This is a genomic window from Spiroplasma endosymbiont of Asaphidion curtum, from assembly GCF_964031085.1.
Taxonomy (GTDB): domain Bacteria; phylum Bacillota_I; class Bacilli_A; order Mycoplasmatales; family Nriv7; genus Nriv7.
Genome location: NZ_OZ035001.1, coordinates 661,334 through 686,150 on the forward strand (window position 1 = coordinate 661,334; position 24,817 = coordinate 686,150).

General features: G+C 24.7%; 26 protein-coding genes and 1 tRNA gene. 11 read left to right on the forward strand and 16 right to left on the reverse strand.

What is annotated here, in order from left to right:
- Window position 1: 1 nt before the first annotated feature.
- Window positions 2-295: an Asp-tRNA(Asn)/Glu-tRNA(Gln) amidotransferase subunit GatC gene (locus tag AAHJ00_RS03890; protein WP_342223475.1), complete on the reverse strand. Its 294-nt coding sequence runs from the start codon at window positions 293-295 to the stop codon at window positions 2-4.
- Window positions 296-301: 6 nt separating this feature from the next.
- Entirely contained in the window at window positions 302-2,308 is a 2,007-nt protein-coding gene (gene ligA, locus AAHJ00_RS03895; RefSeq protein WP_342223476.1) for an NAD-dependent DNA ligase LigA, read from the reverse strand.
- A gap of 195 nt (window positions 2,309-2,503) precedes the next feature.
- On the opposite strand from ligA, the gene AAHJ00_RS03900 reads away from it, so the two are divergent.
- Window positions 2,504-3,327 (forward strand): IS5 family transposase gene (locus AAHJ00_RS03900; protein WP_342223477.1). Its coding sequence is split into 2 segments (ribosomal slippage): window positions 2,504-2,900 and window positions 2,900-3,327, totalling 825 coding nucleotides; the frame shifts between segments, so codons are not numbered across the junction.
- Between the two features lie 221 nt (window positions 3,328-3,548).
- Here AAHJ00_RS03900 and AAHJ00_RS03905 read toward each other — a convergent pair.
- The 3 genes from AAHJ00_RS03905 to AAHJ00_RS03910 form a co-directional block, all read right to left on the reverse strand.
- A complete protein-coding gene (locus AAHJ00_RS03905; protein WP_342223478.1) occupies window positions 3,549-4,499 on the reverse strand; it encodes an IS30 family transposase in 951 nt (316 codons plus the stop codon).
- A gap of 75 nt (window positions 4,500-4,574) precedes the next feature.
- Complete coding sequence (locus AAHJ00_RS07920) at window positions 4,575-4,910, reverse strand: transposase family protein (protein ID WP_425288888.1); 336 nt, start codon at window positions 4,908-4,910, stop codon at window positions 4,575-4,577.
- Entirely contained in the window at window positions 4,895-5,347 is a 453-nt protein-coding gene (locus tag AAHJ00_RS03910; protein ID WP_342223479.1) for a transposase family protein, read from the reverse strand. The genes AAHJ00_RS07920 and AAHJ00_RS03910 overlap by 16 nt, the downstream gene beginning before the upstream one ends.
- A gap of 101 nt (window positions 5,348-5,448) precedes the next feature.
- Between AAHJ00_RS03910 and AAHJ00_RS03915 the strand changes: the two genes are divergently transcribed.
- Window positions 5,449-5,583 (forward strand): hypothetical protein, encoded by a 135-nt coding sequence (locus AAHJ00_RS03915; RefSeq protein ID WP_425288846.1) that lies wholly within the window; start codon window positions 5,449-5,451, stop codon window positions 5,581-5,583.
- Between the two features lie 152 nt (window positions 5,584-5,735).
- Here AAHJ00_RS03915 and AAHJ00_RS07925 read toward each other — a convergent pair whose 3' ends face one another.
- The 3 genes from AAHJ00_RS07925 to AAHJ00_RS03925 all read right to left on the reverse strand — a co-directional run bounded on the left by AAHJ00_RS07925 (window position 5,736) and on the right by AAHJ00_RS03925 (window position 8,000).
- On the reverse strand, window positions 5,736-5,840 hold the full coding sequence (locus AAHJ00_RS07925; RefSeq protein ID WP_425288847.1) for a ParA family protein: 105 nt from the start codon (window positions 5,838-5,840) through the stop codon (window positions 5,736-5,738).
- 314 nt (window positions 5,841-6,154) lie between these two features.
- Window positions 6,155-6,436 (reverse strand): hypothetical protein, encoded by a 282-nt coding sequence (locus tag AAHJ00_RS03920; protein WP_342223480.1) that lies wholly within the window; start codon window positions 6,434-6,436, stop codon window positions 6,155-6,157.
- A gap of 25 nt (window positions 6,437-6,461) precedes the next feature.
- On the reverse strand, window positions 6,462-8,000 hold the full coding sequence (locus tag AAHJ00_RS03925) for a hypothetical protein (RefSeq protein WP_342223481.1): 1,539 nt from the start codon (window positions 7,998-8,000) through the stop codon (window positions 6,462-6,464).
- A 57-nt stretch (window positions 8,001-8,057) separates the two neighbouring features.
- Here AAHJ00_RS03925 and AAHJ00_RS03930 point away from each other — a divergent pair, with 57 nt between their 5' ends.
- Both AAHJ00_RS03930 and AAHJ00_RS03935 read left to right on the forward strand, forming a co-directional pair.
- Window positions 8,058-9,008 (forward strand): IS30 family transposase, encoded by a 951-nt coding sequence (locus AAHJ00_RS03930; RefSeq protein ID WP_342223482.1) that lies wholly within the window; start codon window positions 8,058-8,060, stop codon window positions 9,006-9,008.
- A 70-nt stretch (window positions 9,009-9,078) separates the two neighbouring features.
- Window positions 9,079-10,047: an integrase core domain-containing protein gene (locus AAHJ00_RS03935; RefSeq protein WP_342223483.1), complete on the forward strand. Its 969-nt coding sequence runs from the start codon at window positions 9,079-9,081 to the stop codon at window positions 10,045-10,047.
- Window positions 10,048-10,170: 123 nt separating this feature from the next.
- Here the strand turns inward: AAHJ00_RS03935 and AAHJ00_RS03940 are convergent, their stop codons facing one another.
- Complete coding sequence (locus tag AAHJ00_RS03940; protein ID WP_342223484.1) at window positions 10,171-11,028, reverse strand: IS30 family transposase; 858 nt, start codon at window positions 11,026-11,028, stop codon at window positions 10,171-10,173.
- Window positions 11,029-11,367: 339 nt separating this feature from the next.
- Between AAHJ00_RS03940 and ftsZ the strand changes: the two genes are divergently transcribed.
- Together ftsZ and AAHJ00_RS03950 are read left to right on the forward strand one after the other, a co-directional pair.
- Window positions 11,368-12,552: a cell division protein FtsZ gene (gene ftsZ, locus AAHJ00_RS03945; protein WP_342223485.1), complete on the forward strand. Its 1,185-nt coding sequence runs from the start codon at window positions 11,368-11,370 to the stop codon at window positions 12,550-12,552.
- Window positions 12,553-12,554: 2 nt separating this feature from the next.
- Window positions 12,555-12,923 (forward strand): cell division protein SepF, encoded by a 369-nt coding sequence (locus AAHJ00_RS03950; protein ID WP_342223486.1) that lies wholly within the window; start codon window positions 12,555-12,557, stop codon window positions 12,921-12,923.
- Between the two features lie 36 nt (window positions 12,924-12,959).
- On the opposite strand, the gene AAHJ00_RS03955 is transcribed toward AAHJ00_RS03950, so the two are convergent.
- Window positions 12,960-13,910 (reverse strand): IS30 family transposase, encoded by a 951-nt coding sequence (locus AAHJ00_RS03955; protein WP_342223487.1) that lies wholly within the window; start codon window positions 13,908-13,910, stop codon window positions 12,960-12,962.
- A 319-nt stretch (window positions 13,911-14,229) separates the two neighbouring features.
- Between AAHJ00_RS03955 and AAHJ00_RS03960 the strand changes: the two genes are divergently transcribed.
- From AAHJ00_RS03960 to AAHJ00_RS03975, 4 genes are all read left to right on the forward strand, one after another.
- Window positions 14,230-15,053, forward strand: a protein-coding gene (locus tag AAHJ00_RS03960; RefSeq protein ID WP_342223477.1) for an IS5 family transposase whose coding sequence is annotated in 2 segments (ribosomal slippage) — window positions 14,230-14,626 and window positions 14,626-15,053 — 825 coding nt in all. Because the reading frame shifts where the segments join, the coding sequence is not laid out codon by codon here.
- Between the two features lie 132 nt (window positions 15,054-15,185).
- Complete coding sequence (locus AAHJ00_RS03965; protein ID WP_342223488.1) at window positions 15,186-15,542, forward strand: helix-turn-helix domain-containing protein; 357 nt, start codon at window positions 15,186-15,188, stop codon at window positions 15,540-15,542.
- A 79-nt stretch (window positions 15,543-15,621) separates the two neighbouring features.
- Window positions 15,622-16,572: an IS30 family transposase gene (locus AAHJ00_RS03970; RefSeq protein ID WP_342223478.1), complete on the forward strand. Its 951-nt coding sequence runs from the start codon at window positions 15,622-15,624 to the stop codon at window positions 16,570-16,572.
- An 86-nt stretch (window positions 16,573-16,658) separates the two neighbouring features.
- A complete protein-coding gene (locus AAHJ00_RS03975; RefSeq protein WP_342224611.1) occupies window positions 16,659-17,222 on the forward strand; it encodes an IS30 family transposase in 564 nt (187 codons plus the stop codon).
- 12 nt (window positions 17,223-17,234) lie between these two features.
- Here AAHJ00_RS03975 and AAHJ00_RS03980 read toward each other — a convergent pair whose 3' ends face one another.
- The 5 genes from AAHJ00_RS03980 to AAHJ00_RS04000 form a co-directional block, all read right to left on the reverse strand.
- Window positions 17,235-17,984: a hypothetical protein gene (locus AAHJ00_RS03980; protein ID WP_342223489.1), complete on the reverse strand. Its 750-nt coding sequence runs from the start codon at window positions 17,982-17,984 to the stop codon at window positions 17,235-17,237.
- A gap of 213 nt (window positions 17,985-18,197) precedes the next feature.
- Window positions 18,198-20,585, reverse strand: coding sequence for an endopeptidase La (gene lon, locus AAHJ00_RS03985; RefSeq protein ID WP_342223490.1), 2,388 nt, complete (start codon window positions 20,583-20,585; stop codon window positions 18,198-18,200).
- Between the two features lie 80 nt (window positions 20,586-20,665).
- Window positions 20,666-21,946: a trigger factor gene (gene tig, locus AAHJ00_RS03990; RefSeq protein WP_342223491.1), complete on the reverse strand. Its 1,281-nt coding sequence runs from the start codon at window positions 21,944-21,946 to the stop codon at window positions 20,666-20,668.
- Between the two features lie 92 nt (window positions 21,947-22,038).
- Window positions 22,039-22,791, reverse strand: coding sequence for a DUF3196 family protein (locus tag AAHJ00_RS03995; RefSeq protein ID WP_342223492.1), 753 nt, complete (start codon window positions 22,789-22,791; stop codon window positions 22,039-22,041).
- 31 nt (window positions 22,792-22,822) lie between these two features.
- Window positions 22,823-22,899, reverse strand: a tRNA-Arg gene (locus tag AAHJ00_RS04000).
- Between the two features lie 198 nt (window positions 22,900-23,097).
- Here AAHJ00_RS04000 and AAHJ00_RS04005 point away from each other — a divergent pair.
- A complete protein-coding gene (locus tag AAHJ00_RS04005) occupies window positions 23,098-24,048 on the forward strand; it encodes an IS30 family transposase (protein WP_342223478.1) in 951 nt (316 codons plus the stop codon).
- Window positions 24,049-24,176: 128 nt separating this feature from the next.
- Here the strand turns inward: AAHJ00_RS04005 and AAHJ00_RS04010 are convergent, their stop codons facing one another.
- Window positions 24,177-24,665, reverse strand: a complete 489-nt coding sequence (locus AAHJ00_RS04010) for a nucleoside 2-deoxyribosyltransferase (RefSeq protein WP_342223493.1) — start codon at window positions 24,663-24,665, stop codon at window positions 24,177-24,179.
- Between the last annotated feature and the right edge of the window lie 152 nt (window positions 24,666-24,817).

Sequence of the window (24,817 nt, forward strand, 5' to 3'; positions counted from 1 at the left end):
ATTATTCAACCACCCTATTAATAACAATATAATCATCTTTTACTTCTCACGCATTTTGTAAAACAATTGATTGTTCATTAATCATTACATTATCATCTTCGCGTAATAAATGTTGTGAATTTAAAAATGGATAATGCATTGGTTCATAACCTTCCACATCAATTGTCTGTACTAACTTCATTTGTTCTAAGATAATATAAAACTCTTCTGCTAATAATTTATACTCTTCTTCTTCTAACTCTAGCATTAAATTATTAGTAATTTCTCGTAATAATTCCGAAGTAATATTTTCCACTACTACTTACACTCCTTCTTTTAATTGCTCATACTCTGCTACTGTTAAAATTTTAACATTAAATTTTTTAGCATTTTCTAATTTACTGCCAGCATTACTACCAACTAATAAATAATCAGTATTTTTACTAATTGTATTAGTAATATTAGCATTTAATCCTTGTAATTCTTCAACATAATAACTTCTTGGTTTTGAGAATGTTCCCGTAATCACAATCGTTTTATGAAAAAAAGGATTATTTTCATTATCATTTGCTATTGGAAAATATTTCATATTAACACCATAAATTTTTAAATCCTTAATTAATTGTAAATTTTCTTGATGCGAAAACCAATCAATAAGACTTTCAATAATGACCGCACCAATATCATAAATCATTTCTAACTGCTCACTTTTAGTTTTAAGTAAATTATCAATATCTTTATAATTTTTTGCTAACTGTAAAGCAGTTTTCTCACCAATATGACGAATTCCTAAACCAAATAACAAATGTTGCAATGACTTCATCTTTGAACGATTAATTGCCTTAATCATATTATTAAATGATTTTTCACCAAAATTATCTAAAGCAATAATATCTTGTTTCCTATTTTCCAATAAATATAAATCACTAACTTTTTTTAATCAACCTAATTGATACAACCGAATAATTATTTTCTCACTAACACCACTAATATCCATTGCTCTTCTTGAACAATAATGTATTAATGAACGAACAATTCTTTGAGAACAATTAATATTAATACAATACTGATCAACTTCCAAAACAGAATTTTCTAATTTACTATTACAATTTGGACAATATTCAATTAATTTTCAAGGTTCATTTTCTTCTTTTCTTAACTTTAAAACTGGATTAATAACTTCAGGAATAATATCACCAGCTTTTTTAATTAATACAATATCATCAATCCGAATATCACGATTAATAATATAATCAGCATTATGCAATGTCGCCGCCTTAACAACTGTTCCTTGTAAATTTACTGGCTCTAGTTTAGCATTATATGTTACTTTACCCGTTCTTCCAATTGATGCAAAGATATCTAGTAATTTAGTCGTTACCACAATACCAGCATATTTATATGCTATTGCTCATTTAGGACTTTTACTTGTTTGTCCAATGATATTATATAATGATAAATCATTAATTTTAATTACAATGCCATCAGTATCATAATCTAATTGTTTTCTTTTAAGGTCATATTCTTTTATATATTCTCATACTTCAGTAATACTATTGCATAAACGATATTCATTATTAATTGGAAAACCTAATTTTTTTAATGTAACTAAAACTTCCTCTTGGGTTTTCATCCCATTTTCTTGACCATTAACATAATAGTATAAAAAAACTTTTAAATTACGACTTGCCGTAATGTTTGCATCTAATTGGCGCAAACTACCAGCAGCAGCATTACGCGGATTAGCAAATCCTGGCATTTTTTCTTTAGAACGCAATTCATTTAAATCATTAAAATCACTTTTAGCTAAAAATACTTCACCACGCACTAACAACTTATTTACTAATTTAATCTTTTGCGGAATATTAGCAATTGTTTTAACATTATCAGTAACATTTTCACCAGTAATACCATCACCTCTGGTGGCTGCTGATATTAAAAAACCATTATCATACTGCAACGAAACCGACAAACCATCAATTTTTAATTCACAAAGATATTCAATACTTTCTTGACCAGTTAAAGATTTTATCTGATTATCAAAATTAATTAAATCTTCTTCAGTAAAAGCATTATTTAAACTTAACATTGGATAATTATGCTGAACTTTATTAAAACCATAAGCTACTTTACCACTAACAGATTGTGTTGGTGAATTTTTGCTTAAAAACTGCGGAAAATCATTTTCTAATTGTTGTAAATTTCACATCTTCGCATCATAGTATTCATCACTAACTGATGGTTTATTTTCTAAATAATACTCATTATTTCACTGCTCAATTAATTTTCTTAATCGCAAAATTTCCTTTTTTGCTAATTTTTCATTCATCCGAGCCACCCCATAATATTTCACCATTAAATTATAACATACATTAATTATGACTAATTACCTCATAATTTAATAAATTAAACTTTAACTATTACTAAATAAAAAGTCAATCAATAGACTTCTTGCATTACTTATTTATTAAACAAAATTCCTATAAAATATATTTAAAATAGAAATTATAAGGAATTTAAGATTATGAAATTTGATAAATTTAATTTTATTAATGATAAAGAATTATTACGATTAACTGGAATAAAGCAAAGTACTTTTAATAAAATGTTAAATATTTTAAAAGAAGCTGAGTTAAAAAAGTTTAAAAGAGGTGGTAAAAATAATAAATTATCATTAGAAAATAGATTATTGATGACTTTATCATATTGACGAGAATATCGTACTTATTTTCATCTTGGTAAAAGTTTTGATATTAGTGAAGCTAGTTGTTATCGAAATATCAAGTGAATTGAAGATATTTTAATCAAACATCCTGATTTTCAACAACTTGCTGGTAAAAAAGCATTAATAAATGATTATTTTAATGATAAAACAATTATTATTGATGCTACAGAAACACCCATTCAACGCCCAAAAAAAGACAAAAACAATCTTATTCAGGAAAAAAGAAAAAACACACTATTAAAACACAAGTAATTATTGAAAAAGAAAGCAAAATAATTATTGCAACAAATTTTTCTCTCGGTAAAAAGCATGATTTTTGTTTATTTAAAGAATCAAAAATCCCAATTTTAAAAAATACTAAATTAATAGTTGATAATGGTTATCAAGGAATACAAAAAATTCATAGTAATGTTCTAATACCTAAGAAAAAAACAAAGAAAAACCCTTTAAATAAAGAACAAAAACATAATAATAAATTAATTTCAAAAATGAGAATTATTATTGAAAATATTTTTGCTATTCTTAAAAAATTTAAAATTATTACTGAAAAATATCGTAATCGTAGAAAACGATTTAGTTTAAGATTTAATTTAATTGCTTCAATTTATAATTTGCAATTATAGATAACATAAAATATTTATTTAAAATTAAATTTAAATAATAAAATAATTTTTTGTTGTGTCAAAATTTACACATTTAATAAAATCCATAAGTATTAACCTAATAAAAGTTAGAAATTACTATATAGTATTTTTTATTTACAAATAATTTGTAATTATTTTAATAAGTAATGCAAGAAGTCTAATATATATATATATATGCCAAATTGTAAAGTTAAGTGCAACTAAATTATTTTTCTAACCAAATATTCGATTGGTGAAAGATAATTTAGTATTTTTCTTGGTCTTTGGTTTAAAGACAATATAAATTTATGAACTGCATTTTTAGTAGTATTTGAAAAATTAAATTTTTTAGGAAATTTTTCTCTAATTAAACCATTAGTATTTTCATTAGTACCTCTTTGTCAAGGCGAATACGCATTAGCAAAATAAATTTTCACATTTAAATTTTTTTCAAGTTGTTGTCAATTAGAAAATTCTTTACCCCTATCAAATGTTATAGTCTTAACAAGATTATTTGGAAGAATTGATAAATAATGGCTAATGTTTTCGTTAACAACTTTAGTAGTTCTATTTTCAACTAACATTGCTAAAGTAAATCTTGATGTTCTTTCAACTAAAGTTATTAAACATGATTTACTTTTACCTCGTGATGATACTACAGTATCACCTTCTCAATGACCAACAGTTATACGATTATTAACATTAATATTTCGTTCTTTAATTGATTTACCATTAAATTTACCGCGATTTTCTTGAGATTTTCGTTTCTTACCTTTTCTTCTTAAATTTTTATTAGTAACTTTTTCAAGTAATCCAGAATAAATTCAATTGTAAATTGTTTTAAAACTAATAATTCATTCTTTATGAAAATTTTTAATTCTGCCATAAATTTGTTCAGGCGATCAACCTAATAGTAATTTTTGTTGTACATATTTTACTAATTCTCTATTTTTAAACTTATGAAAATAAACATGTGATTGTTTTCTGTTTTCTGCTTTATTTTGTGCAATTAATGAAAAATAATGATTACTATCTTTATTTCTATTGACTTCTCGAATAATAGTACTAATACTTCGATTAAGATTTTTAGCTATTTCACTAATTTTTACTTTAAACTTCAATTGATTCTCAATATAAATTCTTTCATATATGCCAAGATGTTTGTAACCCATATAAAAACTCCTTGCTTTGTTTTTTCTAAAATAAACTTAGCATCATGAAATTTTTATATGAGATTTTTTGCAATTTTATTTACTTGCACTTACAAGTATAATTCAGCAAATTTTAAATTTTTTAAGAATAGCAAAAATATTTTCAATAATAATTCTCATTTTTGAAATTAATTTATTATTATGTTTTTGTTCTTTATTTAAAGGGTTTTTCTTTGTTTTTTTCTTAGGTATTAGAACATTACTATGAATTTTTTGTATTCCTTGATAACCATTATCAACTATTAATTTAGTATTTTTTAAAATTGGGATTTTTGATTCTTTAAATAAACAAAAATCATGCTTTTTACCGAGAGAAAAATTTGTTGCAATAATTATTTTGCTTTCTTTTTCAATAATTACTTGTGTTTTAATAGTGTGTTTTTTCTTTTTTCCTGAATAAGATTGTTTTTGTCTTTTTTTGGGCGTTGAATGGGTGTTTCTGTAGCATCAATAATAATTGTTTTATCATTAAAATAATCATTTATTAATGCTTTTTTACCAGCAAGTTGTTGAAAATCAGGATGTTTGATTAAAATATCTTCAATTCACTTGATATTTCGATAACAACTAGCTTCACTAATATCAAAACTTTTACCAAGATGAAAATAAGTACGATATTCTCGTCAATATGATAAAGTCATCAATAATCTATTTTCTAATGATAATTTATTATTTTTACCACCTCTTTTAAACTTTTTTAACTCAGCTTCTTTTAAAATATTTAACATTTTATTAAAAGTACTTTGCTTTATTCCAGTTAATCGTAATAATTCTTTATCATTAATAAAATTAAATTTATCAAATTTCATAATCTTAAATTCCTTATAATTTCTATTTTAAATATATTTTATAGGAATTTTGTTTAATAAATAAGTAATGCAAGAAGTCTAATAATAAATTAATTTCAAAAATGAGAATTATTATTGAAAATATTTTTGCTATTCTTAAAAAATTTAAAATTATTACTGAAAAATATCGTAATCGTAGAAAACGATTTAGTTTAAGATTTAATTTAATTGCTTCAATTTATAATTTGCAATTATAGATAACATAAAATATTTATTTAAAATTAAATTTAAATAATAAAATAATTTTTTGTTGTGTCAAAATTTACACATTTAATAAAATCCATAAGTATTAACCTAATAAAAGTTAGAAATTACTATATAGTATTTTTTATTTACAAATAATTTGTAATTATTTTAATAAGTAATGCAAGAAGTCTAATATTTGAGCAACATTAATTGTTAATGTTGCTTTGTCTGCCCCGCCTTTACTGTTACAAAAAGTAATTTTTTTCATTATCCCAACGCCTTCCGTTTTTAATTCTAATACATATCATTACATAATAATACATAAAAAATGTTACGAAAGATGAAATTGATACCTATAAAACCAAACTACTAGCTAGTGTAAAAGCACAAGTTGGCGTTCCAAACACGGAATATAATACTAATAAAAAATTTTTAATATATGTTTTTTGTTTATTAATAATTTGATTTTTAGAATCAAAAAATCACGGATTAATAAATTGATAATTACCGTTTTCAAATTTAGAACAAATAACCTCATTTTAATTTAAGTCAAACACAATATATGAATCTAATCAAAATTTATTATTTACTTTTTGTTATTTTTTTTACCTTTTTAATTAATTCTTTATTTTTCTCTTTGTCTTTTTCTAAAAATTTTAAAGCATTTTTATTGTGTTTGCTATAAATTTGGTTTATTTTTGTTTGCAATGTTGTTTGGTCTAAATTATCACCCATTAACATTATTTGTTCTTGTATTTTTTCTCCTTGCCCCTTTACAAAACAATCATCACAAAAATAACTTTCTAAAAAATGCGGTAGTGCTTGGGTTTGATATTTTTTATGACATTTTTCACAAGTATACATTTTTTTACCTCCAATTAATGATATTTTAAATTATATCTAAAATACTATATTTAATTTTATTGTTTTTTAAATGTTGATTTTTTATTTTTATTAAATAATTTGTAAAATATTCTTGTCATAATTCTCATCCTTTTGTTTTTAAATCGTTACTTGCTAAAAATCAGTATGCAAAACCTTCTGCTATAAATTCATATTTACTAGTTAAAGAATAATTACTAAAAGCAAAAGATTTAAAAGTTTTTTCTATATCTATATCTAAATTATTAAAATTAATAATTTTACTTTTTAAAAATTCTTTTAGGTGAAAAACAATATCGATATTATTAAATTCATAATAATAATGTACTATATGACCTAATTCATGAATTAAAGTATGAAAAAAATTATTAGTTGATTTTCCACCATTTTTTCATTCATTAATTATAGTTTTTTCATAAATACATTCTAATGAAAGGGGGGCTATTTGAATAGTTCTATCATTTCTTGTTGTTATACCAAATGGACGAAGATTTTTATTAATTAATATTGCATATAAAATATTATCAGCAGATTTTTTATCTAAGACATTGGCAACAAAATTATAAAATAATAAAATAAGTTGTTTTAAATTATCTTGGTATTTTTGACAAATATTACTATTATTTATTAATTCTTTTAAAGTTTTTCTTACACCCGGGTGTAAGAAAACAAATAATTCTTCAACGGAATTAAATATTTTTTGTTTATAAAAAGGTAAATTTTTATTATCTGCTGTACTTAAAAAAGCATTAGTTAAATTTTGTTCTGTTTTTGTTAAATTATTATAAGTTCCATAATAATCATTTTGATTATATTTATAATATTTATTATCTTTATTATAAGCTCATGTTCCTTTATATCCTCTATTTTGAAATAAAACTGGATTTGGTTTATATAATTTATTTATTAAATTGATATTTTTTTTATTCGGCGGGATTGATTGTGAAATTGATTTTGGACTGAAAAAAACAAAATATAATAAATACAAAATAAAACTGACTAAAACAACCACTAAAATTAAAAATGTATTAATATAAACTAATTTTGTTTTTTTCTTGTCTTTTTTCATTAGACTTGGTACATAACCCTCAATTTTATCTACTATTTTGATAATATTATTTTCTAGATGAAGCACAAATATTAGATAAATATAAAGATGAAAGTGAATTTTATAGTTTGGCAGGTGCAAAATGTTATAGTTATGTACCAAGTCTATTATTTTACTCCTTGTTAAGATGATTAGTTTCTGTAACAAAAATAAATAATAAAAAAAACTCCTTTCTCTTGTATGGAGAAAGGAACAGATGGTACAATATACCAAGGAAGGAATTACGACGATTAATTCCTTTCTCATATGTAAATTATACACAAAAAAGAAATTATTTATTAAAATAATTTCTTTTTTTAAGAAGCTATTTTTTTTTATCAAAATCACAATTATAATTATAATAGAAACAAAAAGAAAAAGTTTAAATCCATTACCCATATATATATAAGCTGAATTATACTTGTAAGTGCAAGTAAATAAAATTGCAAAAAATCTCATATAAAAATTTCATGATGCTAAGTTTATTTTAGAAAAAACAAAGCAAGGAGTTTTTATATGGGTTACAAACATCTTGGCATATATGAAAGAATTTATATTGAGAATCAATTGAAGTTTAAAGTAAAAATTAGTGAAATAGCTAAAAATCTTAATCGAAGTATTAGTACTATTATTCGAGAAGTCAATAGAAATAAAGATAGTAATCATTATTTTTCATTAATTGCACAAAATAAAGCAGAAAACAGAAAACAATCACATGTTTATTTTCATAAGTTTAAAAATAGAGAATTAGTAAAATATGTACAACAAAAATTACTATTAGGTTGATCGCCTGAACAAATTTATGGCAGAATTAAAAATTTTCATAAAGAATGAATTATTAGTTTTAAAACAATTTACAATTGAATTTATTCTGGATTACTTGAAAAAGTTACTAATAAAAATTTAAGAAGAAAAGGTAAGAAACGAAAATCTCAAGAAAATCGCGGTAAATTTAATGGTAAATCAATTAAAGAACGAAATATTAATGTTAATAATCGTATAACTGTTGGTCATTGAGAAGGTGATACTGTAGTATCATCAGGAGGTAAAAGTAAATCATGTTTAATAACTTTAGTTGAAAGAACATCAAGATTTACTTTAGCAATGTTAGTTGAAAATAGAACTACTAAAGTTGTTAACGAAAACATTAGCCATTATTTATCAATTCTTCCAAATAATCTTGTTAAGACTATAACATTTGATAGGGGTAAAGAATTTTCTAATTGACAACAACTTGAAAAAAATTTAAATGTGAAAATTTATTTTGCTAATGCGTATTCGCCTTGACAAAGAGGTACTAATGAAAATACTAATGGTTTAATTAGAGAAAAATTTCCTAAAAAATTTAATTTTTCAAATACTACTAAAAATGCAGTTCATAAATTTATATTGTCTTTAAACCAAAGACCAAGAAAAATACTAAATTATCTTTCATCAATCGAATATTTGGTTAGAAAAATAATTTAGTTGCACTTAACTTTACAATTTGGCAAAAAAATGAGTAAGTAAATATCTCAATTTATGTGCCAACTTATATATGAATAATACAGATAACATATCTGTAAATAAATTGATTAAAAAATATTTTCGTGGTAGTAAAATGACATTTTATATTTGAGCTAAAAAAATTATTAATGGTTATTATCAAGACAACTTTTATGAATTGCAATTCAAATCAACAACACCAAAAAATATTAAATATCAATTTTCATTAGAAACCAGAAAACAAATTTGTGATTATTACTTTGATTACAAATTTGTAGGTGCGGGCGGTGTATTATCGCTTTATCATAATATTCATCAAAAAAATGTGCATGATATCGATACAAATAATGTCCCCAAATCAATTAATACTTTTTATCGTTGAATTAAACAAGACAAACGCTATGGAGAAATAAAAACGCAAATGAAAAAAGCAAAACGCCATTTTAAGCGTTATGAAGTTTCCGAGATTGGTCTTTTACAAATGGATGCTAAAGTGTTTACTGATAAAAATTTTCCTATTGCTAAGTATAGATTATATGTTTATGATTTCATTGACGAAATAACAAGAATTGCTTTTGGATATGTGTATGATAGTTTAGGAACCAATAATGCCATTAATGCCATGCAAAGAGCAATGAAAGATTTTGGCGAACTTGGCATAACAATTAAACGCATTCGCACTGATAATGCTCCGGAATTCACTACTACTAATTGAAGTAATAAAAAAGCATACAAAGTAAAAGAAAGGCCTTTTACAACCTTTCTTTCAAAAAATGGAATTATCCATGAAACCACACCAATCCGTTCTCCTCAGAGCAACGGAAAGATTGAACGGTTTCACCGTAATTATAATAGTTTATTTTGGTTTAAAAAATGTGGTTTTGAAATAAAATTTGATGTTAAACAATTACAAATTCATTTGAATGAGTGGTACGCATTTTATAATTTCAAACGAAAACATAAAAGCTTGAATTACAAAACTCCATTTGAAACTTTAAATAAATTTATTATTGCAAAATAATTATTTAAAAAATAATAGAAACTCTTGAAAAATGTTTTAATTTGGTTAAATTTTGAATTAAATATTTTTTATTGTGAATAAAATTAATTTTTTTAATTTGCCAAATTGTAAAGTTAAGTGCAACTAAATTATTTTTCTAACCAAATATTCGATTGGTGAAAGATAATTTAGTATTTTTCTTGGTCTTTGGTTTAAAGACAATATAAATTTATGAACTGCATTTTTAGTAGTATTTGAAAAATTAAATTTTTTAGGAAATTTTTCTCTAATTAAACCATTAGTATTTTCATTAGTACTTCTTTGTCAAGGCGAATACGCATTAGCAAAATAAATTTTCACATTTAAATTTTTTTCAAGTTGTTGTCAATTAGAAAATTCTTTACCCCTATCAAATGTTATAGTCTTAACAAGATTATTTGGAAGAATTGATAAATAATGGCTAATGTTTTCGTTAACAACTTTAGTAGTTCTATTTTCAACTAACATTGCTAAAGTAAATCTTGATGTTCTTTCAACTAAAGTTATTAAACATGATTTACCATTAAATTTACCGCGATTTTCTTGAGATTTTCGTTTCTTACCTTTTCTTCTTAAATTTTTATTAGTAACTTTTTCAAGTAATCCAGAATAAATTCAATTGTAAATTGTTTTAAAACTAATAATTCATTCTTTATGAAAATTTTTAATTCTGCCATAAATTTGTTCAGGCGATCAACCTAATAGTAATTTTTGTTGTACATATTTTACTAATTCTCTATTTTTAAACTTATGAAAATAAACATGTGATTGTTTTCTGTTTTCTGCTTTATTTTGTGCAATTAATGAAAAATAATGATTACTATCTTTATTTCTATTGACTTCTCGAATAATAGTACTAATACTTCGATTAAGATTTTTAGCTATTTCACTAATTTTTACTTTAAACTTCAATTGATTCTCAATATAAATTCTTTCATATATGCCAAGATGTTTGTAACCCATATAAAAACTCCTTGCTTTGTTTTTTCTAAAATAAACTTAGCATCATGAAATTTTTATATGAGATTTTTTGCAATTTTATTTACTTGCACTTACAAGTATAATTCAGCATTTTAATAATACAAAATATGGTATGATGAAATCAATTAAGAGAAGCATAGTCTAATAACTGTGTGTGATTTACACTTATTAAACAAAAATACTATTGAAAAAGTATTTTCAATTGATAAAATAAGTAGAGAACCACAATATCCGAACATACCTAAGAATCATAAGTTAGATTATGTTCATAAGTATTAGTAATATTTGCCGGTTTAATTCATAAAGAGGAGAAGAAGAGAAATGAATAATGATACTCAACTAGAACAATATGATCAAGTAGCTCATATTAAAGTAATCGGTGTTGGCGGAGCTGGAAACAATGCTGTTAATCGCATGATCGATGCAGGAGTTCAAGGTGTTGATTTCATTGTTGCAAATACTGATGCTCAAGTATTAAGCGTTTCTAAAGCTCGTGAAAAGATTATTTTAGGCAAACAATTAACTAAAGGTTTAGGAGCAGGTGCTAATCCAGAAATTGGTAAACAAGCGGCAATTGAAACTGAACCGGAAATTAAAAAGATGTTAGAAAATTCTGATATGGTTTTTATTGCTGCTGGAATGGGTGGTGGAACTGGCACTGGAGCTGCTCCGATTATTGCCCGAATTGCTAAAGATTTGGGTGCTTTAACAATTGCGATTGTTACAAGACCATTTACTTTTGAAGGTCGTTTAAGGAGTTCTTATGCAGTTCAAGGTATTGAAGAATTAAGAAAGCATGTTGATTCATTAATAATTATTTCTAATGATAAATTATTGCAAGTAATTGGTGGTGTGCCTTTAACAGAATCATTTAATGAAACTGATAATATTTTAAGACAAGGAGTGCAAACAATTACTGATTTAATTGCTGTTCCTGCATTAATTAATTTAGATTTTGCTGATGTTAAAACAGTTATTGAAAGTAAGGGTAGTGCTTTATTTGGTATTGGTATTGGCACTGGTGAAAATAAAGCTATTGAGGCTGCTAATAAAGCAATTTCTTCACCATTATTGGAAGCATCGATTAAAGGGGCTCAAAATGCGATTGTGAATGTTACTGGTGGAAATACCATGTCATTATTTGATGCTAATGATGCTGTTGATATTGTTCGTCAAGCTGCTGGTAGTGAACTAAATATTATTTTTGGTGTTGCTGTGAATGAACATTTAGATGATGAGATGATTGTTACGGTTATTGCTACTGGTTTTGATGAAAGACAAATTGAGAAAGCTAATCCTCAGGTTATTGAAGAAGCACGATTAAAAAGATTTCGCCCCGTAGGAGCAGAAAATTTGTCTAATTTTGGTTATGAAAATGATCAGTTACAAGAACGAAATGTTATTTATAAACCGCAACGAGTTGGTAATTTTAAACCATCTGGTGATGGTTTGCAAGAGGAATTAAGTAATGATGATGATTTACCACCATTTTTAAGAGGACGATAATGATGTTCAAAAGAAGACAGAAAAAATCAGCAGTATTAGTTCAAAATGATGACATTCAATCTAATTCAGTGTTGTCGGAGTTACATTCGACAATGAAACTTCAAGATAATGATTTAAGTCCTACTGTGCAATCATTAGCAGTTGATGATAATTTAACAAAACCATTATTAGAATATGAATTAGAAGCTTATGCTCAAGTTGTTGCTTTAGCAGACCGTTTAATTGCTGGTGAAAATTTAATTGTTAATGTTGCAAATTTACCACCAATTGATCGCAAACGCACTTTAGAATTTTTAGGTGGCGTTATTTATACTTTACAGGGTAAAGCTCAAAAGATTGATGCTTTTGCTTATGTTTTTATTAGTAATTAAAATTTTTAATAGGCCAAATTGTAAAGTTAAGTGCAACTAAATTATTTTTCTAACCAAATATTCGATTGGTGAAAGATAATTTAGTATTTTTCTTGGTCTTTGGTTTAAAGACAATATAAATTTATGAACTGCATTTTTAGTAGTATTTGAAAAATTAAATTTTTTAGGAAATTTTTCTCTAATTAAACCATTAGTATTTTCATTAGTACCTCTTTGTCAAGGCGAATACGCATTAGCAAAATAAATTTTCACATTTAAATTTTTTTCAAGTTGTTGTCAATTAGAAAATTCTTTACCCCTATCAAATGTTATAGTCTTAACAAGATTATTTGGAAGAATTGATAAATAATGGCTAATGTTTTCGTTAACAACTTTAGTAGTTCTATTTTCAACTAACATTGCTAAAGTAAATCTTGATGTTCTTTCAACTAAAGTTATTAAACATGATTTACTTTTACCTCGTGATGATACTACAGTATCACCTTCTCAATGACCAACAGTTATACGATTATTAACATTAATATTTCGTTCTTTAATTGATTTACCATTAAATTTACCGCGATTTTCTTGAGATTTTCGTTTCTTACCTTTTCTTCTTAAATTTTTATTAGTAACTTTTTCAAGTAATCCAGAATAAATTCAATTGTAAATTGTTTTAAAACTAATAATTCATTCTTTATGAAAATTTTTAATTCTGCCATAAATTTGTTCAGGCGATCAACCTAATAGTAATTTTTGTTGTACATATTTTACTAATTCTCTATTTTTAAACTTATGAAAATAAACATGTGATTGTTTTCTGTTTTTTGCTTTATTTTGTGCAATTAATGAAAAATAATGATTACTATCTTTATTTCTATTGACTTCTCGAATAATAGTACTAATACTTCGATTAAGATTTTTAGCTATTTCACTAATTTTTACTTTAAACTTCAATTGATTCTCAATATAAATTCTTTCATATATGCCAAGATGTTTGTAACCCATATAAAAACTCCTTGCTTTGTTTTTTCTAAAATAAACTTAGCATCATGAAATTTTTATATGAGATTTTTTGCAATTTTATTTACTTGCACTTACAAGTATAATTCAGCACTTTAAATAAATTTCCTTCTTTATAACGGTCATAAGTTATTTTTAAAAGCGGAGTTAAAACTCGATATAACTTTATGCTATTGATGTAAAATTCTTGAACATTTGCTGGTAAAAATGGCATTAAAGATAATAGACTTCTTGCATTACTTATTTATTAAACAAAATTCCTATAAAATATATTTAAAATAGAAATTATAAGGAATTTAAGATTATGAAATTTGATAAATTTAATTTTATTAATGATAAAGAATTATTACGATTAACTGGAATAAAGCAAAGTACTTTTAATAAAATGTTAAATATTTTAAAAGAAGCTGAGTTAAAAAAGTTTAAAAGAGGTGGTAAAAATAATAAATTATCATTAGAAAATAGATTATTGATGACTTTATCATATTGACGAGAATATCGTACTTATTTTCATCTTGGTAAAAGTTTTGATATTAGTGAAGCTAGTTGTTATCGAAATATCAAGTGAATTGAAGATATTTTAATCAAACATCCTGATTTTCAACAACTTGCTGGTAAAAAAGCATTAATAAATGATTATTTTAATGATAAAACAATTATTATTGATGCTACAGAAACACCCATTCAACGCCCAAAAAAAGACAAAAACAATCTTATTCAGGAAAAAAGAAAAAACACACTATTAAAACACAAGTAATTATTGAAAAAGAAAGCAAAATAATTATTGCAACAAATTTTTCTCTCGGTAAAAAGCATGATTTTTGTTTATTTAAAGAATCAAAAATCCCAATTTTAAAAAATACTAAATTAATAGTTGATAATGGTTATCAAGGAATACAAAAAATTCATAGTAATGTTCTAATACCTAAGAAAAAAACAAAGAAAAACCCTTTAAATAAAGAACAAAAACATAATAATAAATTAATTTCAAAAATGAGAATTATTATTGAAAATATTTTTGCTATTCTTAAAAAATTTAAAATTATTACTGAAAAATATCGTAATCGTAGAAAACGATTTAGTTTAAGATTTAATTTAATTGCTTCAATTTATAATTTGCAATTATAGATAACATAAAATATTTATTTAAAATGCTGAATTATACTTGTAAGTGCAAGTAAATAAAATTGCAAAAAATCTCATATAAAAATTTCATGATGCTAAGTTTATTTTAGAAAAAACAAAGCAAGGAGTTTTTATATGGGTTACAAACATCTTGGCATATATGAAAGAATTTATATTGAGAATCAATTGAAGTTTAAAGTAAAAATTAGTGAAATAGCTAAAAATCTTAATCGAAGTATTAGTACTATTATTCGAGAAGTCAATAGAAATAAAGATAGTAATCATTATTTTTCATTAATTGCACAAAATAAAGCAGAAAACAGAAAACAATCACATGTTTATTTTCATAAGTTTAAAAATAGAGAATTAGTAAAATATGTACAACAAAAATTACTATTAGGTTGATCGCCTGAACAAATTTATGGCAGAATTAAAAATTTTCATAAAGAATGAATTATTAGTTTGCTGAATTATACTTGTAAGTGCAAGTAAATAAAATTGCAAAAAATCTCATATAAAAATTTCATGATGCTAAGTTTATTTTAGAAAAAACAAAGCAAGGAGTTTTTATATGGGTTACAAACATCTTGGCATATATGAAAGAATTTATATTGAGAATCAATTGAAGTTTAAAGTAAAAATTAGTGAAATAGCTAAAAATCTTAATCGAAGTATTAGTACTATTATTCGAGAAGTCAATAGAAATAAAGATAGTAATCATTATTTTTCATTAATTGCACAAAATAAAGCAGAAAACAGAAAACAATCACATGTTTATTTTCATAAGTTTAAAAATAGAGAATTAGTAAAATATGTACAACAAAAATTACTATTAGGTTGATCGCCTGAACAAATTTATGGCAGAATTAAAAATTTTCATAAAGAATGAATTATTAGTTTTAAAACAATTTACAATTGAATTTATTCTGGATTACTTGAAAAAGTTACTAATAAAAATTTAAGAAGAAAAGGTAAGAAACGAAAATCTCAAGAAAATCGCGGTAAATTTAATGGTAAATCAATTAAAGAACGAAATATTAATGTTAATAATCGTATAACTGTTGGTCATTGAGAAGGTGATACTGTAGTATCATCACGAGGTAAAAGTAAATCATGTTTAATAACTTTAGTTGAAAGAACATCAAGATTTACTTTAGCAATGTTAGTTGAAAATAGAACTACTAAAGTTGTTAACGAAAACATTAGCCATTATTTATCAATTCTTCCAAATAATCTTGTTAAGACTATAACATTTGATAGGGGTAAAGAATTTTCTAATTGACAACAACTTGAAAAAAATTTAAATGTGAAAATTTATTTTGCTAATGCGTATTCGCCTTGACAAAGAGGTACTAATGAAAATACTAATGGTTTAATTAGAGAAAAATTTCCTAAAAAATTTAATTTTTCAAATACTACTAAAAATGCAGTTCATAAATTTATATTGTCTTTAAACCAAAGACCAAGAAAAATACTAAATTATCTTTCACCAATCGAATATTTGGTTAGAAAAATAATTTAGTTGCACTTAACTTTACAATTTGGCGTTTTAAAACAATTTACAATTGAATTTATTCTGGATTACTTGAAAAAGTTACTAATAAAAATTTAAGAAGAAAAGGTAAGAAACGAAAATCTCAAGAAAATCGCGGTAAATTTAATGGTAAATCAATTAAAGAACGAAATATTAATGTTAATAATCGTATAACTGTTGGTCATTGAGAAGGTGATACTGTAGTATCATCACGAGGTAAAAGTAAATCATGTTTAATAACTTTAGTTGAAAGAACATCAAGATTTACTTTAGCAATGTTAGTTGAAAATAGAACTACTAAAGTTGTTAACGAAAACATTAGCCATTATTTATCAATTCTTCCAAATAATCTTGTTAAGACTATAACATTTGATAGGGGTAAAGAATTTTCTAATTGACAACAACTTGAAAAAAATTTAAATGTGAAAATTTATTTTGCTAATGCGTATTCGCCTTGACAAAGAGGTACTAATGAAAATACTAATGGTTTAATTAGAGAAAAATTTCCTAAAAAATTTAATTTTTCAAATACTACTAAAAATGCAGTTCATAAATTTATATTGTCTTTAAACCAAAGACCAAGAAAAATACTAAATTATCTTTCACCAATCGAATATTTGGTTAGAAAAATAATTTAGTTGCACTTAACTTTACAATTTGGCAGTAAAAAAATAGATATCAAGTTCAGGAATATCACGATATTTAATGCGACGACCTTTTTTACTATTTTTAGCATCAATTAAGGTGTTTCGTCAGCGTTCATATTCTTCAATACTAGTAAAGGTACCATAGACAACTTTTAAGTAGGGGCGAAAAATATTAACGGGTTTTTTACGAATTCCCACAATCACATTATTGGCAATATCACGAACTTTAACTCAAATATGTTTATCTCTTTGACCGCTAGCGAGAACAATATGACCGAAATGGCGTGCCAGAGCGAAATATTCTTGAATACCAGTTTCTTCGTTTTTGGTATTATTTTTTTCTCAATCGGTTCCTTCTAAAAATAAATTGGTTTCATCTCACAAAAGTAAGGTTTTGTCTGGCAATACTGGATAATCAAAGTCTAACAATCCCATATGACCTAAACTTAATTTTTGGGTTTCTAGTAATGGGAATGTTGATGCGATATGATATTTTTTCTTTTTTAGTAATTTTGATGCGTATACTAGAAAAGCAGTTTTTCCAGTTCCTAATGAACCAATCACAATATTTAATGGTGAATTTTTTAAGAAATTAATAACTTTGTTAATTTGTGTTAAATTACCGATTTTAAAAAGAAAAATTAAAATACAACCTGCTAAAAATAAATAGCTTACAATGTTTTTAAAATAACCGTTGTAAATATATCAAATTGCTCCGCAATGTCATAAAATTAAAAATGAGGTGCGATTCAATTCAATAAAATGGTTATTTTAAAAACATTAGACTTGGTACATAACTATAACATTTTGCACCTACCAAACTATAAAATTCACTTTCATCTTTATATTTATCTAACATTTGTGCTTCATCTAGAAAATAATATTATCAAAATAGTAGATAAAATTGAGGGTTATGTACCAAGTCTTATAAAGAATTTCTTCATAGTATTTAAATTATCTTTGTAATTAAGCGGCAACTGCTACAGTATCAGTAACAACATCAGTTGCTGTTATTGTTGAATTAGGATTAAAAATAAAGTCATATACTTCTTCATAATGTTTAATAGGAATAATTTTTAATTCACTTAAAACCTCATTAGGAATATCATCTAAATCTTTCATATTTTTATCAGGTATTAAAATTGTACTAATCCCACTGCGATGAGCAGAAATTGATTTCTCTTTTAAACCACCAATCGGTAAAACATTACCTCGTAAAGTTATTTCCCCAGTCATTCCAACATCACTAGATACCGGTCTTTTAGTTAAAGCAGAAATTATTGCTGTTGTTATTGTAATCCCTGCTGAAGGTCCATCTTTAGGTACTGCCCCTTCAGGAACATGAATATGAATATCATTGTTACTAAAAAACTCAGAATCAATATTAAACTTCTTACTATTAGCTTTTAAATAATCCAAAGCAATATTTGCTGATTCTTTCATAACATCACCTAAAGTTCCTGTTAAAACTAATTGTCCTTTACCAGTAAAGAAATTTACTTCCATTGATAAAATATCGCCGCCAAAAGCAGTATATGCTAAACCAGTAGCAACACCAATTTGGGCTGTTCCTTCTTTTTCAGTATATTCAAACTTATGTTTACCCAGATATTGCTTAACCTTTTCAATATTCACTAATTCATCACTTAAATGCTTAGCTAAATAACGAACAATAAACTTTCTTGCAATTTGATGCAAATATCGCTCTAATTGTCGTACACCAGCTTCACGAGTATAATATTTAATAATTTCTTTAATTGCTCCATCTTCAAATTTTAATAACTGCTCATTTAAACCATTCCCTTGCAATACTTTAGCAATTAAATGATTTTTAGCAATTTCCATTTTTTCAATTTCTGTGTATGATGATAATTGAATAATTTCCATTCGATCTAATAATGGTACAGGAATATCTTCCATATAGTTAGCTGTAGCAATAAACATTACTTTTGATAAATCATAATTTTCTTCTAAGTAATGATCAGAAAACTCAAAATTTTGTTCTGGGTCTAATACTTCCAACATCGCACTAGCAGGATCCCCACGATAATCATTAGCCATCTTATCAATCTCATCAAGCAAAAATAAAGGATTAATACTTTTAGCTCGTTTCATTGATTGGATTATTCTTCCTGGCATTGAACCAATATATGTTTTTCGATGACCACGAATTTCTGATTCATCACGAACACCACCCAATGATAACTTCACAAAATTTCTTCCTGTTGCTTCAGCAATTGACTTAGCAAGTGAAGTTTTTCCTATTCCGGGAGGACCTACTAAACAAATAATTTGTCCTTTTAATGATTTAGTCATTTGTTTAACTGCTAAATGTTCAATAATTCGTTCTTTAACTTTTTCTAAACCATAATGATACTTATCTAAAGTTTGTAAAGCAAATGGTAAATCCTCAATTTCTTCCTTTTCTTCATGTCAAGGAATCGCCATTACCCAATCAATGTATGTTCTAATAATATTAGCTTCACTTGATGCTTGTGGCATCATTTCATAACGATTAATTTCTTCTTTAACGCGAAGTTTAATATTTTCAGGAAATGGCTCTTTTTCAAGACGATCTAAATATTTCTTCATCTCATTACTATCATCATCAATTTCGCCTAATTCTTCTTTAATTGCCTCAAGTTTTTCTCGTAAATAAAATTTCTTTTGCTGTTCATCAATTCTAACTTTAATTCTTTCAGAAATATTTTGATCAATTTCTCCAGTTTGCTTTTGACTATTAACATTATCAACTAAAAGATTCAAGCGTTGTTCAACATTCAGCTCTTCTAAAATAGCTTGTTTTTTATCTAATGGTAAAAAAGGTAAAAACTGTGCTAATGTATCAATTACTTCCCCAGGACTACTATTAATATTTATCTTAATCTCTTGTAATACATTTTTAGGAAGACCTTCTTGCATTTCCAATAATCCTGTTAAATTATTAGTAATTTTTTGCACTAAATCTTCAATATTACCCTCTTGACTTGATTCTAAAACCTCAATATCACTTTCATAATAAGTACCATTATCTTTTAAATTTAGTAATTTAACCCGATTAAGTGACTTAAAATTAACTGTAAACGAACCTTCTTCTCAAACTTTTTTTATTTTTAAATTAGCAATAACTCCAACATCAAATATTTCATCAATTGTTGGTTCATCATCTAAAGGTTTTTTTTGTGATACTAAAATAACTTGACTATCAAAATTATCTTTAGCCACTTTAATAGTCTTTAATGATTTATTACGACCAATTTCTAAAACCTGTTCAAATCCTGGATAAATATAACTACCTCTTGTAACCAAAACAGGAATATTTTTCAAAGATTTTATTTGTTCTTTATCTATCATTATGATACCTCCGTAAAACAGATTTACTTAATTATATAATAAAAATTTAGCACTTGCAATATTAAAGTGCTAAATATATTTTACCCATTATTTTCATAAAGAAAATTTAATAATTTACGATGTCTTAAACCTTCTTCAACAATACTAGTATCTATAATTTCATTTTTAACTTTTTCTGGTGTCACCTTATAAACCTTAGCAAACTCAATAATTTCTTGTTCTACCTCATCATTATTAACTTGAATATTTTCTTGTTTTATAATTTCTTCTAAAATTAAATATTTAGTAATTTTATCTTTAGCATTGGCTCGCAACTCTTTTTTAATATCTAATTCAGTTAATTTAGTTAACTTCAAATATTGTTTTAAATTAATATTTTGTTCTTTTAACTTTTGCTCAAACTCACCTTGAAGATTTAATACTTCTTTATCAATAACTGATTCAGAAATATGAATCGTTGCTGTTTTAGAAATTTCTAATAATAAATTATTAATAAACTCCTCTTTAATTTTTTCTTTATTTTGCTTAATCAAATTTTCTTTAATAAAATTTTTTAATTGTGCTAAATCTTCAACACCATCAATATTAGCATCTTTTGCTAAATCATCATTAATTTCTGGAACAATCTTATTTTTAACTTCTTTAATCTTAACTTTAAAAGTCACTTCTTTTCCTGCTAAATCTGGTTGTAAATAATCTTTAGGAAACAACACAAGTAAATCCTTTTCTTCACCAGTTATCAATCCAATCATTTGTTCTTCAAAACCAGGAATAAACTTTTTTGAACCAATTTCTAAATTAAAATTTTCAACTTTTCCACCAGCAAAAGACTCACCATCTTTAAACCCTTCAAAATCAAAAATAACAACATCACCATTAGCAATCTTATCTTCTTTAATTTCTAAAATAGCTGATTTTTCTTGTAATTGAATAAGTGCTTGATTAACATCCTCATCATTAACAATATTTGCCATTTTCTCAATTTTTATATTTTTATATTTTTCAACTTCAACTTTCGGTTTTAAATCAAATTCAAAAGAAATAATATATTTTTTCATTGACAAAGTATCAATATCTCAACTTGGCTGATTAAAAGGTTGCAATGGATCATTTTGTAATAAAGCAAATTGTCACGCTTTACCAGCTGCAACACCATGAGCCTCATTCAAAATTTCTGCATCACTTAAATATTTTTCTACCATCTCTTCTGGCACTTTGCCTTTACGAAAACCTGGTATTTGTAAACGGGCTTTCAACTTATTTGTTGCCTTTTTAATAATATCTTTTCATTCTTTTAATTCAAATTCAACAATATATTTTCCTTTATTTTCTTCAATATTTTTTTTACTTGTAAATTTCATCAAATATCCTCCTATATTTCAACTATTTAATTATACCCTTGATTAATTACTAAATGCAATTAAACTTTAGCAAATATCTCAACAATAAAATCTTAAAAAATTTGTTCTTTCTCAATTTGTAATAAGAATCTTTGGGTAAGAACAACATCAACCTTTAAATTTTGACAAATCTGTTCTAACTTACATTTATCATCACCTTGCATAATTCGTGCTTTATAAAAAATAGCACTAACTACCGCAGTAAGTTCCACCATTAACGGTAAGTTAGGATACTGACTATATCAATAATTTTCTCATAAATATCAACAAACCTGTTCTAAACTAGGATTATCATTATAAATAAAATTACTTAAAATAGTTTTAACTTTTTTAGTACATTCATCAAGATGAAATTCAGAAATCAATATCGGATTAATAAAATACTGACCATGTGTTTTTTGAACAAAAAACACCTCATCAATATCTTGTCTCTTTAAAACTATTAACAAATGCGTTTTATTTTCATTTTTAAACAAAGAATTTTTTAAATAATCTCGTAATGTTGATAATATTTTCCTAGCATTTTGCTGTTCTAAAAAATTAAATGCTACTAAATGAATTTCCTCATCAAAAGGATTATTAATAATTTCTTTAATTGTCTCTAAATCTCATTGCTTAATATTTGGTTTTTCTTTTGTTAACTGTTGAATTTCATCATAAAATTTAATAATTTGCTGTTCATATTTTTTCGGTATATAAGGTAAATCTAATTCAAATTTTAACTTAACTTTCGCTTGCTCATAGTTTTCATTAGCAATTAACTGTTCAATTTCCTTAATAAAAAAACTATAATATTCATTATTCATTAAAATTATTCACCAACATTTTTATTTTAAATGGCGCCCATGAAGAGACTTGAACTCTTGACCCTGCGCTTAGAAGGCGCATGCTCTATCCAACTGAGCTACATGGGCATATTTATACTACATAAAAAATAATAACATTATTAGCTTTAAACTGCAATTATTTTAAATAAAATTAATATTCAATAAATTCTTTAAATATGCTGAATTATACTTGTAAGTGCAAGTAAATAAAATTGCAAAAAATCTCATATAAAAATTTCATGATGCTAAGTTTATTTTAGAAAAAACAAAGCAAGGAGTTTTTATATGGGTTACAAACATCTTGGCATATATGAAAGAATTTATATTGAGAATCAATTGAAGTTTAAAGTAAAAATTAGTGAAATAGCTAAAAATCTTAATCGAAGTATTAGTACTATTATTCGAGAAGTCAATAGAAATAAAGATAGTAATCATTATTTTTCATTAATTGCACAAAATAAAGCAGAAAACAGAAAACAATCACATGTTTATTTTCATAAGTTTAAAAATAGAGAATTAGTAAAATATGTACAACAAAAATTACTATTAGGTTGATCGCCTGAACAAATTTATGGCAGAATTAAAAATTTTCATAAAGAATGAATTATTAGTTTTAAAACAATTTACAATTGAATTTATTCTGGATTACTTGAAAAAGTTACTAATAAAAATTTAAGAAGAAAAGGTAAGAAACGAAAATCTCAAGAAAATCGCGGTAAATTTAATGGTAAATCAATTAAAGAACGAAATATTAATGTTAATAATCGTATAACTGTTGGTCATTGAGAAGGTGATACTGTAGTATCATCACGAGGTAAAAGTAAATCATGTTTAATAACTTTAGTTGAAAGAACATCAAGATTTACTTTAGCAATGTTAGTTGAAAATAGAACTACTAAAGTTGTTAACGAAAACATTAGCCATTATTTATCAATTCTTCCAAATAATCTTGTTAAGACTATAACATTTGATAGGGGTAAAGAATTTTCTAATTGACAACAACTTGAAAAAAATTTAAATGTGAAAATTTATTTTGCTAATGCGTATTCGCCTTGACAAAGAGGTACTAATGAAAATACTAATGGTTTAATTAGAGAAAAATTTCCTAAAAAATTTAATTTTTCAAATACTACTAAAAATGCAGTTCATAAATTTATATTGTCTTTAAACCAAAGACCAAGAAAAATACTAAATTATCTTTCACCAATCGAATATTTGGTTAGAAAAATAATTTAGTTGCACTTAACTTTACAATTTGGCATATAATAAAATATTAATATTTAATTTTACAAAAATGTTGATAGAAATTATTTTTCAAATTCTACCAACATTTGCTTATTCATTTGTAAAAATAATTAATATTTTTAAATTCCTTCAATTTCTTTAATTTTTTTAATTGCTTCTTGATAATTTTTAACCTTAAAAATTTTCTTTTTACTAATATCATTGTATTGTAAACTACCTGATATCATCTCATTAATACCATATCCAGGAATTTCAGCAACATCAATATTTGATTGATACAACCTAAAATCACTATAAACACATATTAAATATTTTTCTTCCTTCAAACATTGTTCAAAGGCAAAACCATATTCCATATATGTTCCACTATCACGACCATCAATATCAAATATTACATATTTTGATTTTTTAATCTCTTCATAATCTTTTTTAAATATCTCTTTATTTTTTGGCGTAGAATTTTCATTATTAAAACTAAACTCAATCGGATTTAAAATTTCAAAATTATCACCTAATTGTTTTCTTAGATTTATTCCTTCTACTTTTCTTTGATTTTGTTCTGCTTCACTAAATAATGGTCCTGCATTATAAACAAATATTTTTTTCATTCTTATTGTCCCTTTCCAAATACTTATCTTTTAATATTACTACGAAAGTGTAACACTTTCGTAATAATATTATATTTAAAATATTATTGGGAAAATTACCAATTTATGAGCAAAAAATCCAAAATTATTATTTAATTGCTGAATTATACTTG